Genomic DNA, 13,580 nt, shown 5'->3' with positions numbered 1-13,580 from the left:
GCGTCAGCCGTTGTCGGTGCCGGCCCAGAAGGTGGCGACATGACGACGTTGACCCGCGCCGAACTCGGCGCACTCGGCGAACAATTGGCCGTCGACCATCTGACCGCACTGGGGCTGCGCGTGCTGTGCCGCAACTGGCGGTGCCGATATGGGGAGCTGGATGTCATCGCGGCGGACGACGCCGCGCGCACCGTGGTGTTCGTCGAGGTCAAGACGCGCACCAGCGACCAGTTCGGCGGCGTGTCCGAAGCCGTGACGCCGACGAAGCTGCGCAGGCTGCGGCGCCTCGCCGGGCTGTGGCTTGCGGCCCAGGACCGGAGCTGGGCCGCGGTGCGCATCGACGTGATCGGTGTGCGCATCGGCCGGACCAGGACCCCGGAGATCACGCACCTGCAGGCGGTGGGCTGATTGCGGTCTCGCCGGACGTCCGGTGGACCGACGATGAGGGCGTGTCCGTCGGCCATGAGGCGCTCGACGCAAAGGCGCAAGCGCTGCAGGACGGACAATTGGCCGGGTTGTCGTTCGTCAAGGCCGGACCGGTCTATCAGAGCCGTGGATTCGGTTATCTCGCACGGAATGTCGTGGCGCCAGGCACCGATGGCCCGATAGTGACGGCTTCGACGTCGGCTCCGCTTGGCAGCTGTGGATAACCACCATCCGAGCAGCCGCCCCGCCCCGAAATTGTCGGTGGCCCCGCCGAGCCTGAGGCCATGGACAGCGATCGGGAACCAGATCCGTCGACACGCACCGACACGCGCACGGGAATGGGCTGATGGCACTCGGGCGGGCCTACTCGGTGGCAATGCGTGGCCTCTCCGGCCAGATCGTCGAGATCGAAGCGGACATCAGCTCCGGGCTGCCCGGGGTGCATCTCGTCGGTCTGGCCGACGCCGCGTTGCAGGAGTCGCGGGACCGGGTGCGTGCCGCGATCACCAACTGTGAGCACGAATGGCCGAAGACGCGGCTGACGCTGGCGCTCTCGCCTGCGACGCTCCCGAAAATGGGTTCGGTCTACGACCTGGCGCTCGCGTGCGCGGTGTTGTCGGCCAACGGCAAGAAGTCGTGGGAACGGCTCGAAAAGACAGTGCTGCTTGGCGAATTGGCGCTCGATGGCCGGGTGCGGCCGATCAACGGTGTGCTGCCTGCGGTGCTGGCGGCCAAGCGGGAGGGCTGGCCCGCGGTGGTCGTCCCGGTCGCCAATCTCGCCGAGGCCAGTCTGATTGACGGTGTCGACGTGTGGGGTGTGCGCACGCTGAAGCAGCTGTACAACTGGTTACGCGGTGCCACCGTTCTCGAGGGCCGGATCGATGCGGTGGCCCCGGCCCCGGAACCCGCCGTCGACCTGGCCGATGTGGTGGGTCAGACGCACGCCAGGTACGCCGTCGAGGTGGCCGCGGCCGGTGCTCATCACCTGATGATGACCGGCCCACCAGGGGTGGGGAAAACGATGTTGGCGCAACGCCTTCCGGGTCTGCTGCCACCGCTGTCGGAAGCCGAGTCGCTGGAGGTGACGGCCATCCACTCGGTGGCGGGGGTGCTGGCAGGAAGTACGCCGCTGATCACCCAGGCGCCGTTCGTCGCGCCGCACCACACGTCGAGCGTCGCCGCGCTCGTCGGCGGCGGGTCAGGGCTGGCGCGGCCAGGCGCGGTCAGCCGCGCGCATCGGGGCGTCCTGTTTCTCGACGAGTGCGCCGAGATCGGGGTCAGTGCGATGGAGGCGCTGCGAACTCCATTGGAGGAAGGCGAAGTTCGGCTCGCCCGCCGGGACGGTGTCGCGTGCTATCCGGCGCGTTTCCAGCTGGTGCTGGCCGCCAACCCGTGTCCGTGCGCGCCGGCGGATCCGAAGGACTGCGTGTGCCCGTCGACGGTGAAGCGCCGGTATTTGGGCAAGCTGTCCGGGCCGATGCTGGATCGGGTGGACCTGCGCGTCGAGATGCACATGGCGCGGGCGGGAGCGTTCGCCGCCGGGGACGGTGAGTCGACGACAGTGGTCCGCCAGCGAGTCGCGGCCGCGCGCGCGGTTGCCGCAGAACGCTGGCGGCCGTATGGGATTCGCACCAACGCGGAAGTCAGTGGTGCACTGCTGCGAAGGAATTTTCGGCTCGGATCAAATGCGATGAAACCGCTGCAGATTGCACTCGATCGCGGCTCGCTGAGCATCCGTGGCGCGGACAGGACGCTGAGAGTCGCGTGGACACTTGCCGATCTGGATGGGCTGACGTCACCGGGGCCCGATCAGGTCAGCACGGCGCTGAGTTTCCGACGAGGTGGAGGGATGCGATGACCGATCCGAGGCTGGGTGCTGTGGCGTATCTGTCCAGGGTGGTCGAACCGCCGTGCCCGCAACTCGCGGCGTTGGTGGCCGGCGTCGGGCTGGTCGAGGCCGCCGAGCGGGTGAAGCGGCGGGCCGTGGGTGACGAACTGTTGCGGTTGACCGAGGCGCGCCATGAGATCAATTGTGCTGCAGGAGATCTCGAGGCACTGGACCGCTTGGGTGGTCGGCTGATCACCGAGGAAGACGACGAATGGCCGCTGCTGGCGTTCACGGCGTTCAACGGCGTCGATACGACGAAGCGGCCGGAAGGCCGCGCCCCGCTGGCGTTGTGGGTGCTGGGTCCCGCGAGTCTGGACACTGTGGCCGAGCGCGCCGCCGGCATCGTCGGCACCCGTGCGTCCAGTGCGTACGGCGAGCATGTCGCCGGGGAGTTGGCGGCAGGTCTCGCAGAGCGCGATGTGGTGGTGGTGTCCGGCGGCGCATACGGCATCGACGGGTCGGCCCACCGCGCCGCGCTGGCCGCCGACGGGTTCACCGTCGCGGTGTTGGCCGGTGGCATCGACGTGCCCTACCCGGCGGGCCACGCGGACCTGCTGCGGCGGATCAGCCGGGAGGGCCTGCTGGTCACGGAGTATCCGCCGGGCCTGCGCCCGCAGCGGCACAGGTTCTTGACCCGCAACCGGCTTGTCGCCGCGTTGTCGGGGGCGACGGTGGTGGTCGAGGCCGGGGCGCGCAGCGGCGCGGCCAACACCGCGGCGTGGGCGAAGGCGCTGGGCCGCGGCGTGTGCGCGGTGCCGGGGCCGATCACGTCGTCGACGTCCGTCGGATGCCACGTGCTGTTGCGCGGCGGCGCCACTTTGGTCACCCGCGCCGACGAGGTGCTGGAACTGGTCGGCCGCGTGGGTGAATTGGCCGCCGACCCGCAGCGGCCGACGTCGCGTCTGGATGGGCTGGCGCCCAACGAACTACGGGTCTACGACGCGTTTCCGGCCCGCGGCGCGCGCACCGTCGAGCAACTATCCGTCGCATCGGGTTTGCCACCGACGCAGTTGCTGGGCCCGCTTTCGATGCTGGAGATCTCAGGTCTGGTCGTCAGCCAAGGTGGACGGTGGAAACGGGCTCTCCGGTAAGTTGACTCCATGCACAGCGCGACGAGCAGGATCGTTGCCCGCATAGCCACCGTCGTCCTGCTCGTTGCCGCGATGACGGTCGTCGGACAGCGGGCAATGACCGCCGGGGCGGTCACCCCGCCTGCGGACGGGTACGGGTTCGGCGTCGGCGCACCGATGACCTACATGAGCACCGCCGATGCCGACCGCGAACTCGACGCCGTCGCCAAGACCAGCGCCACCTGGCTGCGGGTGCTCATCGACTGGCATCTCGTCGAACCGATGCCCGGCGCCTACAACTGGGGCTATGTCGATCACTGGGTCAACGGCGCGCGGCAGCGCGGGCTGAACGTGCTCGGGTTGATCGCCTACACCCCCGATTGGGCCCGGGCGCCGGGAAGTTACTTCAGCGCGCCGCCCGTCGATCCCAACACGTTCGCCGCGTTCACCGAGAAGGTGGTGCAGCGCTACCGGGACCGGATCTCGAACTGGGAGATCTGGAACGAGCCGAACGTGCCGCTGTTCTTCGGGCAGGTGCCCGACCGCGCGGCCCGCTACACCGAACTGCTCAAGACCGCCTATCCGGCGATCAAGGCATCTCAACCGAACAGCACGGTGATCGCCGCGGGTCTGAGCCGCGCATGGGCGCCCGACGATCCGCCGACCTTCGTCAAGGCGATGTACGAACTCGGCGCGAAGGGATCCTTCGACGCCATGGCGATGCATCCCTACGTGTATCCCAACGGGCTGGGCGTCGACGACCACAACGGGTGGTCCGACGTGGAACGCGTGCACCAGTTGATGGTCGCCAATGGCGACGGCGGCAAAAAGATCTGGATGACCGAGATCGGTGCGCCCACCAGTGCGCCGACGGCTGCCGGCGTCAGCCAGGACGAGCAGGCTCGGCAGATCACCGATGTGTTGTGGAAGGCGGCGGAATCGGGGTTCAGCGGTCCGGCGTTCATCTTCTCGATCCGCGACATCGAAACCGCCGACCGGGACAACGAGCAGGACAACTTCGGCGCCCTGTTGACCTCCGACTGGCAGCCCAAGGCCGCGGCGGCCGTGCTGGCCAGGTAGCCCGCCACTGATTCGGCCGGACTCGTATCCTCGGTGAGGTTGGCTAACGAGTCTGGAGGAACAGTGGCAGGGCGACCGTTGAACACGTTCGAAGTGGTGCGCACCGAACAGTTGACCCCGCACCTGATCCGCGTCGTCCTCGGCGGTGCCGGCTTCGACACATTCGTCCCCAACGACTGCACCGACTCCTACGTCAAAATCGTGTTCGTCAACGACAACGTCGACGTCGCCGCGCTGCCGCACCCGCTGACGATGGACAGCTTCAACGACCTGCCCGCCGAACAACGGCCGACGGTGCGCACCTACACGGTGCGACGGGTCGACCCCGAGCGCCGTGAGATCGCCATCGACTTCGTCGTGCACGGCGAGCACGGCGTGGCCGGGCCGTGGGCGGCATCCGCCACCCCGGGCCAACCCGCCTACGTGACGAACGCCAACGGCGCGTACTCGCCCGACCCCGCCGCCGACTGGCACCTGTTCGCCGGCGACGAGGCGGCCGTCCCGGCCATCAGCGCCGCGCTGGAAGCGTTGCCCGACAACGCGATTGGCCAGGTGTTCATCGAGGTCGCCGGACCTGAGGACGAGATCGCGCTGAAGGCACCGTCCGGTGTCGAGGTGCGGTGGATCTACCGCGGCGGCCGGGCCGACCTGGTGCCCGAGGACGTCGCGGGTGACAACGCACCGTTGATCGCCGCGGTCAAGGAAGCCGCCTGGCTGCCGGGGCAGGTGCAGGTGTTCATCCACGGCGAGGCGCAGGCCGTCATGCACAACCTGCGGCCCTACCTCCGCAAGGAACGCGGCATCGAGGCCAAGTGGGCCGCGTCGATCTCCGGCTACTGGCGGCGTGGTCGCACCGAGGAGACGTTCCGGCAGTGGAAGCGCGAGTTGGCCGCGGCGGAAGCGTCCGCCTAGAACCAACTGGCCTTCGCGTCCACCGTGGTGCGGTCCAGGCTTTCCAGCAGGTCGAACTGTGGACCGGTCTTCGGTAGCTCGTAGGCGTAAAAGTATTGCGCCGCAGCGCGTTTGCCGTCGTAGAAGTCGCCATGATGATCGCCCGCGGCGATCAACTGCTCCAGCCACATCCACGCCACCACCACATGTCCGGCGGCCTCCAGATAGGCGGTCGAGTTCGCGAGCGTGATGGTGACGTCGCCGGCCGCCCACAGCGTCGCGGTGACGTCGACCAACCGCTGCACCGCCTGGCGCAACTGCTGGGCGTAGGCCGCGGTGGTTTCGGACTGCAGTGCCCGATCGATGCTGGCGGTGATCCGCTCGGCCAGCAGGGTCAGACCCGCGCCGTCGGCCATGATCACCTTGCGGCCCAACAAATCCAAACCGTGAATGCCGTGCGTGCCTTCGTGGATCGCGTTGAGCCGGTTGTCGCGGTAGCACTGCTCGACATCGAACTCCTTGGTGTAGCCGTAGCCGCCGTGCACCTGGATGGCCAGGTTGTTGGCTTCCAGGCACCACTGCGACGGCCAACTCTTGGCGATCGGCGTCAGCACCTCGAGCAGTAATCGGGCGCGGTCGCGGTCGGCCCCGACGTTGGTGCGCCCCTCGTCCACCAGCATCGCGCAATACAGGCCGAGCGCGAACGCGCCCTCCACATAAGACTTCTGCGCCAACAACATTCGTTTGACGTCGGCGTGCTCGATCAACGCCACCGGCGTCCGCGCCGGATCCTTGTCGCCGACCGGACGGCCCTGGGTGCGCTCCTTGGCGTACTCGACCGACGCCAGGTAGCCCGCGTAGCCGGTGGCCATCGCCTGCAACCCCACCGCCATCCGCGCTTCGTTCATCATGTGGAACATGTACGCCAGGCCCTTGTGCTCCTCGCCGACCAGATAGCCGACGGCGCCGGCCTCCTCGGCGGGTTGGTGCGTACCGTCGCCGAAGTTCAGCAGCGCGTTGGTGGTGGCGTGGTTGCCCATCTTGTGGTTCAGGCTGACCAGCGCGACGTCGTTGCGGGTGCCGTCGGGCAGGAACTTCGGGACGACGAACAGCGAGATGCCCTTGACACCCGGTCCGCCGCCCGGCGCCTTCGCCAGCACGAGGTGCACGATGTTCTCGGTCAGTTCGTGGTCGCCGCCGGTGATCCACATCTTGGTTCCGGTGATCCGGTAGGTGCCGTCGGCGGCGGGAACGGCTTTGGTGGTGATGTCGGCCAGCGACGAACCCGCGTCGGGTTCGGACAGGCACATGGTGCCGAAGTAGCGGCCCTCGAGCATCGGCCGGACCCAGGTGTCGATCTGCTCTCCGGTGCCGTACTCCACCAACAGGTTGGCGTTCCCGACGGTCAGGAAGGCATACGACGTCGTGCTCGGGTTCGCGGCCCGGAAGAACGCCATGGACGCCTGCGCGACCACCATCGGCAGCTGCATGCCGCCGACCGCCTCGTCGAACGACCCGGCCAGCAGACCGGCCTCACTGAAGGTGGCCAGCGCCTCCTTGATCTCGTCGATCAACACGACCTTGCCGTCGGGCCCGACTATAGGTTCGCTCTGGTCGCCCTTTTTGTTGTGTGGCGCAAAGCATTTCGTCGCGATGTCGGCCGAAAGGTCGAGTACGGCGTCGAAGGTGTCACGGGAGTGCTCGGCGAAGTGGTCGCGCTTGGTCAGTTCGACGACGTCGAGCCACTCGTAGAGCAGGAAGTCGACGTCACGCCGCGAGAGGAACTCCGCCATGTCGGGGACAGCCTTTCGTCACATTAGCGATCGCTCATTTTATGAGCGCTCGCTAATAATGCGCCGACCGTGGTCGGAAGTCAAATACGTGTAGGATCCCGACCGTCATGACCATTGATCGAGCTGCGGATTCAGCTGCGGCGGAACGCATGCGGCGCGCCGCGATAGAAGCCTTCGCGGAATCGGGGTACGGCGGCAGCTCGACCCGGCAGATCGCCAAGCGGCTCAACATGAGCGCGACGGCGATGTATCCGCACTACCGCTCCAAAGAGGAACTGCTCTACGCCATCGCGCTGGAGGGCCACAGCAGCCTGCTGGCCGCGCTGAAACGGGCCGACGATCCGGCCGCCGCGTTCACCAAAAGACTGCGGGCGGTGGTGGCGGCGTTCGCGTCCTGGCACGCCGAAAACCACAAGCAGGCACGCGTCGTGCAATACGAACTGCATGGCCTGACTCCGGCGCACTACCGGACCATCGCACCGCTGCGCCACCAGGCCACCGACGTCATCACAGAAATCGTGGCGGGTGGGGTGGCCGCGGGCGAATTCGACGTCGACAACGTCGACGAGGTGGTGATGGCGATCTCCTCGCTGTGCGTGGACGTGTGCCGGTGGTTCCCGTCGCGTCAACACCGCGACGCGCAGAAGCTGGGTCAGGTGTACGCGGGAGTGGCGCAGCGGTTGGTTCGGTGACGCGATCCGGGCGCGGGCTGGCACGCTAGGCCCATGGCATTCGGCGATTACCAGTTCGAGATCTACCTGCAGGGCCTGTCGGGCATCGTGCCGTCGTATCCGATGTCCTTCGCGGAGTGGGAGGCCAAGGCGCAGGCGGCGATGCCGCCGTCCATCTGGTCGTACGTGGCGGGTGGCGCAGGTGACGAGCGCACCCAGCGGGTGAATCGGACGGCGTTCGACAACTGGGGTCTGATGCCGCGAATGTTCAATGCGCAGCGCGAGCGCGACCTGTCGGTGGAGGTGTTCGGCCTGACCCTGCCGTCACCGGTGTTCATGGCGCCGATCGGGGTGACCGGCATCTGCGCACAGGACGGCCACGGCGATCTCGCGACCGCGCGGGCCGCCGCGCGCACCGGTGTGCCGATGGTCGTCTCGACGCTGACCGAGGATCCCCTTGAAGACGTCGCGGCCGAATTCGGTGATACCCCAGGCTTTTTCCAGCTCTACACGCCGACCGACCACGACCTGGCGGCCAGCTTCGTGCAACGCGCCGAGGCGGCCGGATACAAGGGCATCATCGTCACGCTGGACACCTGGGTGCCGGGTTGGCGGCCGCGGGACCTCTCGACGTCGAACTTCCCGCAACTGCGCGGCCGCTGCCTGGCCAACTACACCAGCGACCCGGTGTTCCTGGCCGGCCTGCCGCAGACACCGCAGGAGAATCCGCAAGCCGCGGTGCTGCGCTGGGTGTCGCTGTTCGGCAATCCACTGACATGGGACGACCTGCCGTGGCTGCGGTCGCTGACCGAACTGCCGCTGATCGTCAAGGGCATCTGTCATCCCGACGACGCGCGCCGTGCCCGCGATGCAGGAGTCGACGGCATCTACTGCTCCAACCACGGCGGGCGACAGGCCAACGGCGGGATACCGGCCATCGACTGCCTGCCCGGCGTGGTGGCCGCTGCCGACGGACTGCCCGTGCTGTTCGATTCCGGCATCCGCAGCGGCGCCGACATCGTCAAGGCGTTGGCGCTGGGCGCGACGGCCGTCGGCGTCGGCCGGCCGTACGCCTACGGGTTGGCCATCGGCGGTGAGGACGGTGTGGTGCACGTGCTGCGTTCGCTGCTGGCCGAGACCGACCTGATCATGGCCGTCGACGGCTATCCCACGCGCAAGGACCTGACACCGGAGGCGCTGCGGCGCGTCACCTGAGGCTGCGCGCGCTGGTCTGCGAGGGTGGGGGAGTGGACGCAGTGCTCGAGGAGTTCGACGAGTACCTCGCGCTGCAGCGCGGCCGCTCCGAACACACGCGTCGGGCCTATCTGGGTGACCTGCGTTCGTTGTTCGGCTTTCTCGCCGAGCAGGTGCCCGACGGCGGTTTGGACAGGCTGAGCCTGCCGCTGCTGCGGTCCTGGCTCGCTGGGCAGGCGTCGGCGGGCGTGGCGCGCAGCACGCTGGCGCGGCGCACGTCGGCGGTGAAGACCTTCACGGCGTGGGCGATGCGGCGCGGCCTGTTGGCCACCGATCCCGCCACCCGGTTGCAGATGCCGAAGGCGCGACGCACCCTGCCGTCGGTGTTACGCCAGGACCAGGCTCTCGACGCCATGACGGCCGCGAAATCCGGTGCACAGCAAGGTGATCCGCTCGCATTGCGAGACCAGCTGATCGTTGAGTTGTTGTACGCCACCGGTATTCGGGTCAGCGAGCTCTGCGGGCTCGACATCGACGACGTCGACGAGTCTCGGCGGCTGCTGCACGTCCTCGGCAAGGGCAACAAGCAGCGGACGGTCCCGTTCGGAGAACCGGCGCAGGCGGCGCTGACCGACTGGCTGCGCGACGGACGACCGGCGCTGGCCATCGCGGATTCGGGGCCTGCGCTGCTGCTCGGCGCGCGGGGCCGTCGGCTGGATCCGCGGCAGGCCCGCACCGTCGTGCATCAGACCATCGCGACGGTCGACGGCGCGCCCGATATCGGCCCGCATGGGTTGCGGCACAGCGCCGCCACCCATCTGCTCGAAGGCGGCGCCGACCTGCGGGTGGTGCAGGAGTTGCTCGGCCATTCGACGCTGGCCACCACGCAGTTGTACACACACGTCACTGTCGCCCGGTTACGGGCCGTCCACGACCAGGCCCACCCCCGCGCGTAATCGCTACCGAAGTAGGGCAATGACTTTCGCGATGTCCGGCATCGCCGACTCGCGGCCGACCCACTCGTCGAACACCGTCCAGTAGCTGACCCCGAACTGCTGCTGGCGCGCGACAAGCGTCTCGGCCATCTGCTCGTGGGTGCCGAGCAGGACGAACGGCGAGTCGAGCACGAACTCCGGCGAGACGCCGCCGAACAGCGCGGCCAGTTCGGCCGCCGACGCTTCGCGGTCGTCGGTGGGCACCACGAACTGAATCAGCGCGTTCAGTTCGACGGCGTCGAATCGGTCGCCCGCGGCGTCGCGGACCACCGCGATGCGGTCCTTCAACCCGGCCGCGTCGAAGTGGCTGAGGATGACTTTCGTCGCGTCCCGGTTGTGGCTGAACCCCGCGAGCCCGGCGATGTCAGCGACCCGTCCCGCCAGCTGCAGCACCCGGGTTCCGTTGCCGCCGATCAGCAGTGGAACCTTCACGTCGGGTGCGGCGACCAGTTCACCGGCCGCGGCGCGCACACAGTAGTGCGCGCCGTCGATGTCGACAGCTTCGCCGGACAGCAGAGCCCGAATCACATCGACGGCCTCGATGAGCCGGTCGACGCGTGTGCCGGCGGGGTCGAATCGCAGTCCGGCGGCGTCGTATTCGGACTTCATATGCCCTGCGCCGAGGCCCAATTCGAAACGTCCACCGGAAAGGGCGGCGACGGTCGCGGCTTCGCGCGCGGCCTCGACGGGATGGCGCAGGTCGTTGTTGAGCACGAGCGTGCCCGTGTGCAGACGGTCGGTGGCCGCCGCGGCGGCCGTCGCACCCGCAAACGGCGACATCGATGCCACGAGATGATCGGGGATGGTCAATACGTCGAATCCGGCGTCCTGCACCGACTTTGCGAACGCGCCGAACTCCGTCGCGCGGGGCAGCGCGGTGTGCAGACCGAAGCGAAGCGGGCGTGAGCGGTGATCGTCGGAGGTCATACCTCCGACGGTAGGCCCGTCAGCCGTGAAGGGGCTTGAGCCGGACCGGCGTGCTGATCACCAGGCCCAGCGGGTCGACGTAGGCCGCCCGTGACGCCGCGCCCCACATCGCGCCCCAGTGCAGACACGCTGGCGCGCATCCGGCGTGGCCGGCGTCGAGCCTGCCGATCACCGTGCCCGCCTCGACCCGTTGGCCGGGCCGCACCGACGGCCGCACCGGCTCGTAGGTGGTTCGCAGGCCGCCGGGATGGCCGATCGACACCAGCGGCCTGCCTGCCAGTTCACCGGCGAAAACGACCGTACCGGCCGCGGCCGCGAAGACGGGTTGGCCCGGCGCCGCCGCCAGGTCGACGCCGCGATGGCCGGGGTGCCAGTTAGGCGAGGGCGCGTCGAACGCCCGCAGCACCGCTGGCCGAGGCCGCAGCGGCCAATTCAACCTGCCACCCTCAGCTGAGGCCGGGGCGGAAACGAGCAACGTGACGACCATCAGGGCGATCCATCGCATTCGACCAGTTCAGCCGGTCGCACGTAATATCCGCCAGGGCGTCCACGCGATCTGTGGATGGCGCCCCGTGTGTGGAAAAAGCACCCCTGTCCAGCGTGTAAACTGCTAACCGCAGCTCGCAGAGCGGGCTGACTTCGCGTGTCTACACATGACCCGGTTTCACAAGGTCATATCCGGATGCCGTCGGTCCCTTCCCCGGAGGGGTTCGGCATTCGAGCAGGCACCAGGGCTCGGCGTCACCCGGCGCCGCGCGGCAACCGACAACAAAAGGAAATACCAACTCATGGCTGTTGTGACCATGAAACAGCTGCTCGACAGCGGCACCCACTTCGGGCACCAGACCCGTCGCTGGAATCCCAAGATGAAGCGGTTCATCTTCACCGACCGCAACGGCATCTACATCATCGATCTGCAGCAGACGCTGACGTACATCGACAAGGCGTACGAGTTCGTCAAGGAAACCGTCGCCCACGGCGGCAGCATCATGTTCGTCGGCACCAAGAAGCAGGCGCAGGAGTCCATCGCCGAGGAGGCGACCCGCGTCGGCATGCCGTACGTGAACCAGCGCTGGCTCGGCGGCATGCTCACCAACTTCTCCACCGTGCACAAGCGGCTGCAGCGCCTCAAGGAGCTCGAGGCGATGGAGCAGACCGGTGGCTTCGAGGGTCGCACCAAGAAGGAAATCCTGATGCTGACCCGCGAGAAGAACAAGCTGGAGCGGTCGCTCGGCGGTATCCGCGACATGCAGAAGGTGCCGTCGGCCATCTGGGTCGTCGACACCAACAAGGAGCACATCGCCGTCGGTGAGGCGCGCAAGCTGGGCATCCCGGTCATCGCGATCCTCGACACCAACTGCGACCCCGACCAGGTCGACTACCCGATCCCGGGTAACGACGACGCGATCCGGTCGGCCGCGCTGCTGACCAAGGTCGTCGCCTCCGCGGTCGCCGAGGGCCTGCAGGCCCGCGCCAACGTGGGCCGCGACGGCGACAAGGCCGAGGCCGATGCGGCCGAGCCGCTCGCCGAGTGGGAGCAGGAGCTGCTGGCAGGCGCCACGGCGTCGACGGAGTCGCCTGGCGCCGAAACTCAAACCGAACCCACTGAGTCTTCCTAGAAAGGCTGAACATTGGCGAACTACACCGCTGCCGACGTCAAGCGGCTTCGGGAGCTGACCGGCGCCGGCATGCTCGACTCCAAGAACGCTTTGGTTGAGGCCGACGGCGACTTCGACAAGGCCGTCGAATTGCTGCGCATCAAGGGGGCCAAGGACGTCGGCAAGCGCGCCGAGCGCGCGACCGCCGAGGGTCTGGTGGCCGCCAAGGACGGTGCGCTCATCGAACTGAACTCCGAGACCGACTTCGTCGCGAAGAACGCCGAATTCCAGTCGGTCGCGGATCAGATCGTCGCGGCGGCCGCTGCCGCCAAGGCCACCGACATCGACGCGCTGAAGGCTTCTCCTATTCAAAAAGGTTCGGAGACTACCACCGTCGAGCAGGTCATCGCGGACCTGTCCGCGAAGATCGGCGAGAAGCTGGAACTGCGCCGGGTGGCCTACTTCGACGGCACCGTCGAGACCTACCTGCACAAGCGGGCCTCGGACCTGCCGCCCGCGGTCGGCGTGCTCGTCGAGTACAACGGGGGTTCCGACGAGAAAGGCTCAGAGGCCGCACACGCGGTCGCCCTGCAGATCGCCGCGCTGAAGGCCAAATACCTGACGCGTGAGGATGTGCCGGAGGACATCGTCGCCAACGAGCGCCGCATCGCCGAGGAGACTGCCCGCAACGAGGGCAAGCCCGAGCAGGCGCTGCCCAAGATCGTGGAGGGCCGCGTGACCGGTTTCTACAAGGACGTCGTGCTGCTCGAGCAGCCGTCGGTGTCCGACAACAAGAAGACGGTCAAGGCGCTGCTCGACGAGGCGGGCGTGACCGTCACCCGGTTCGTCCGGTTCGAGGTCGGTCAGGCGTAACCAGGCGGAACCACAGCGAAGGCCCTCGGGTATCCTGAAGTGGTCCCCGAAAGTTGGACCCTGACGTAGGGAGCCTAAGCCGCGAGGGCCTGGGCCTGGTATTGGACCGGACTCAGGCCCTTGAGCTTTATTGAGATGCGTTCGTCGTTGTACCAGTGGATGTAGACGTCGAGT

General features: G+C 67.8%; 15 protein-coding genes. 11 read left to right on the top strand and 4 right to left on the bottom strand.

Annotated elements, in window-relative coordinates; translation table 11 throughout:
- Positions 1–39 precede the first annotated feature (39 nt).
- The 6 genes from A5724_RS17875 to A5724_RS17850 all read left to right on the top strand — a co-directional run bounded on the left by A5724_RS17875 (position 40) and on the right by A5724_RS17850 (position 5,376).
- Positions 40–408, top strand: coding sequence for a YraN family protein (locus A5724_RS17875; protein ID WP_067804739.1), 369 nt, complete (start codon positions 40–42; stop codon positions 406–408).
- Between the two features lie 41 nt (positions 409–449).
- A complete protein-coding gene (locus A5724_RS17870) occupies positions 450–650 on the top strand; it encodes a hypothetical protein (protein ID WP_067804732.1) in 201 nt (66 codons plus the stop codon).
- Positions 651–772: 122 nt separating this feature from the next.
- On the top strand, positions 773–2,284 hold the full coding sequence (locus tag A5724_RS17865; RefSeq protein WP_067804728.1) for a YifB family Mg chelatase-like AAA ATPase: 1,512 nt from the start codon (positions 773–775) through the stop codon (positions 2,282–2,284).
- Complete coding sequence (gene dprA, locus A5724_RS17860; protein WP_067804725.1) at positions 2,281–3,405, top strand: DNA-processing protein DprA; 1,125 nt, start codon at positions 2,281–2,283, stop codon at positions 3,403–3,405. The genes A5724_RS17865 and dprA overlap by 4 nt, the downstream gene beginning before the upstream one ends.
- Before the next feature lie 9 nt (positions 3,406–3,414).
- Positions 3,415–4,464 carry a hypothetical protein gene (locus tag A5724_RS17855; protein ID WP_067804723.1) on the top strand — a complete coding sequence of 350 codons (1,050 nt, stop codon included), beginning with the start codon at positions 3,415–3,417 and terminating at the stop codon, positions 4,462–4,464.
- Positions 4,465–4,527: 63 nt separating this feature from the next.
- Entirely contained in the window at positions 4,528–5,376 is an 849-nt protein-coding gene (locus A5724_RS17850; protein ID WP_067804720.1) for a siderophore-interacting protein, read from the top strand.
- Here the strand turns inward: A5724_RS17850 and A5724_RS17845 are convergent.
- Positions 5,373–7,148 carry an acyl-CoA dehydrogenase gene (locus A5724_RS17845; protein WP_067804709.1) on the bottom strand — a complete coding sequence of 592 codons (1,776 nt, stop codon included), beginning with the start codon at positions 7,146–7,148 and terminating at the stop codon, positions 5,373–5,375. The genes A5724_RS17850 and A5724_RS17845 overlap by 4 nt on opposite strands.
- Before the next feature lie 107 nt (positions 7,149–7,255).
- Here A5724_RS17845 and A5724_RS17840 point away from each other — a divergent pair, with 107 nt between their 5' ends.
- From A5724_RS17840 to A5724_RS17830, 3 genes are read left to right on the top strand one after another with little or no spacing between them, the layout of a single operon-like run.
- Complete coding sequence (locus tag A5724_RS17840) at positions 7,256–7,840, top strand: TetR/AcrR family transcriptional regulator (RefSeq protein ID WP_067804706.1); 585 nt, start codon at positions 7,256–7,258, stop codon at positions 7,838–7,840.
- Positions 7,841–7,873: 33 nt separating this feature from the next.
- Entirely contained in the window at positions 7,874–9,034 is a 1,161-nt protein-coding gene (locus A5724_RS17835; protein WP_067804705.1) for an alpha-hydroxy-acid oxidizing protein, read from the top strand.
- 32 nt (positions 9,035–9,066) lie between these two features.
- Positions 9,067–9,969: a tyrosine recombinase XerC gene (locus A5724_RS17830; protein WP_067804703.1), complete on the top strand. Its 903-nt coding sequence runs from the start codon at positions 9,067–9,069 to the stop codon at positions 9,967–9,969.
- Positions 9,970–9,972: 3 nt separating this feature from the next.
- On the opposite strand, the gene A5724_RS17825 is transcribed toward A5724_RS17830, so the two are convergent.
- Positions 9,973–10,935, bottom strand: coding sequence for a TIGR03621 family F420-dependent LLM class oxidoreductase (locus A5724_RS17825; RefSeq protein WP_067804701.1), 963 nt, complete (start codon positions 10,933–10,935; stop codon positions 9,973–9,975).
- Positions 10,936–10,954: 19 nt separating this feature from the next.
- On the bottom strand, positions 10,955–11,440 hold the full coding sequence (locus A5724_RS17820; RefSeq protein ID WP_067804690.1) for a murein hydrolase activator EnvC: 486 nt from the start codon (positions 11,438–11,440) through the stop codon (positions 10,955–10,957).
- 283 nt (positions 11,441–11,723) lie between these two features.
- Here A5724_RS17820 and rpsB point away from each other — a divergent pair, with 283 nt between their 5' ends.
- Positions 11,724–12,554 (top strand): 30S ribosomal protein S2, encoded by an 831-nt coding sequence (rpsB, locus tag A5724_RS17815; RefSeq protein WP_067804687.1) that lies wholly within the window; start codon positions 11,724–11,726, stop codon positions 12,552–12,554.
- A 12-nt stretch (positions 12,555–12,566) separates the two neighbouring features.
- Positions 12,567–13,406, top strand: a complete 840-nt coding sequence (tsf, locus tag A5724_RS17810; RefSeq protein WP_067804684.1) for a translation elongation factor Ts — start codon at positions 12,567–12,569, stop codon at positions 13,404–13,406.
- A 74-nt stretch (positions 13,407–13,480) separates the two neighbouring features.
- On the opposite strand, the gene A5724_RS33200 is transcribed toward tsf, so the two are convergent.
- Positions 13,481–13,580 (bottom strand): IS3 family transposase (locus A5724_RS33200; protein ID WP_156752132.1); only part of this gene is annotated, 100 nt, incomplete at its 5' end.

This window comes from Mycobacterium sp. ACS1612 (assembly GCF_001667505.1).
Classification (GTDB): Bacteria; Actinomycetota; Actinomycetes; order Mycobacteriales; family Mycobacteriaceae; genus Mycobacterium.
Note: the sequence above shows the minus strand (reverse complement) of the source record. Positions and strands in the feature narration are given on the sequence as shown.

What these genes read in the sequence shown, in the direction of transcription:
- A5724_RS17825 (WP_067804701.1), bottom strand. Translation starts at nt 10,935, where the DNA reads ATGACCTCCGACGATCACCGCTCACGCCCGCTTCGCTTCGGTCTGCAC.
- A5724_RS17855 (WP_067804723.1), top strand. Translation starts at nt 3,415, where the DNA reads ATGCACAGCGCGACGAGCAGGATCGTTGCCCGCATAGCCACCGTCGTC.
- rpsB (WP_067804687.1), top strand. Translation starts at nt 11,724, where the DNA reads ATGGCTGTTGTGACCATGAAACAGCTGCTCGACAGCGGCACCCACTTC.
- A5724_RS17875 (WP_067804739.1), top strand. Translation starts at nt 40, where the DNA reads ATGACGACGTTGACCCGCGCCGAACTCGGCGCACTCGGCGAACAATTG.
- A5724_RS17820 (WP_067804690.1), bottom strand. Translation starts at nt 11,440, where the DNA reads ATGCGATGGATCGCCCTGATGGTCGTCACGTTGCTCGTTTCCGCCCCG.
- A5724_RS17835 (WP_067804705.1), top strand. Translation starts at nt 7,874, where the DNA reads ATGGCATTCGGCGATTACCAGTTCGAGATCTACCTGCAGGGCCTGTCG.
- dprA (WP_067804725.1), top strand. Translation starts at nt 2,281, where the DNA reads ATGACCGATCCGAGGCTGGGTGCTGTGGCGTATCTGTCCAGGGTGGTC.
- A5724_RS17845 (WP_067804709.1), bottom strand. Translation starts at nt 7,148, where the DNA reads ATGGCGGAGTTCCTCTCGCGGCGTGACGTCGACTTCCTGCTCTACGAG.
- A5724_RS17840 (WP_067804706.1), top strand. Translation starts at nt 7,256, where the DNA reads ATGACCATTGATCGAGCTGCGGATTCAGCTGCGGCGGAACGCATGCGG.
- A5724_RS17865 (WP_067804728.1), top strand. Translation starts at nt 773, where the DNA reads ATGGCACTCGGGCGGGCCTACTCGGTGGCAATGCGTGGCCTCTCCGGC.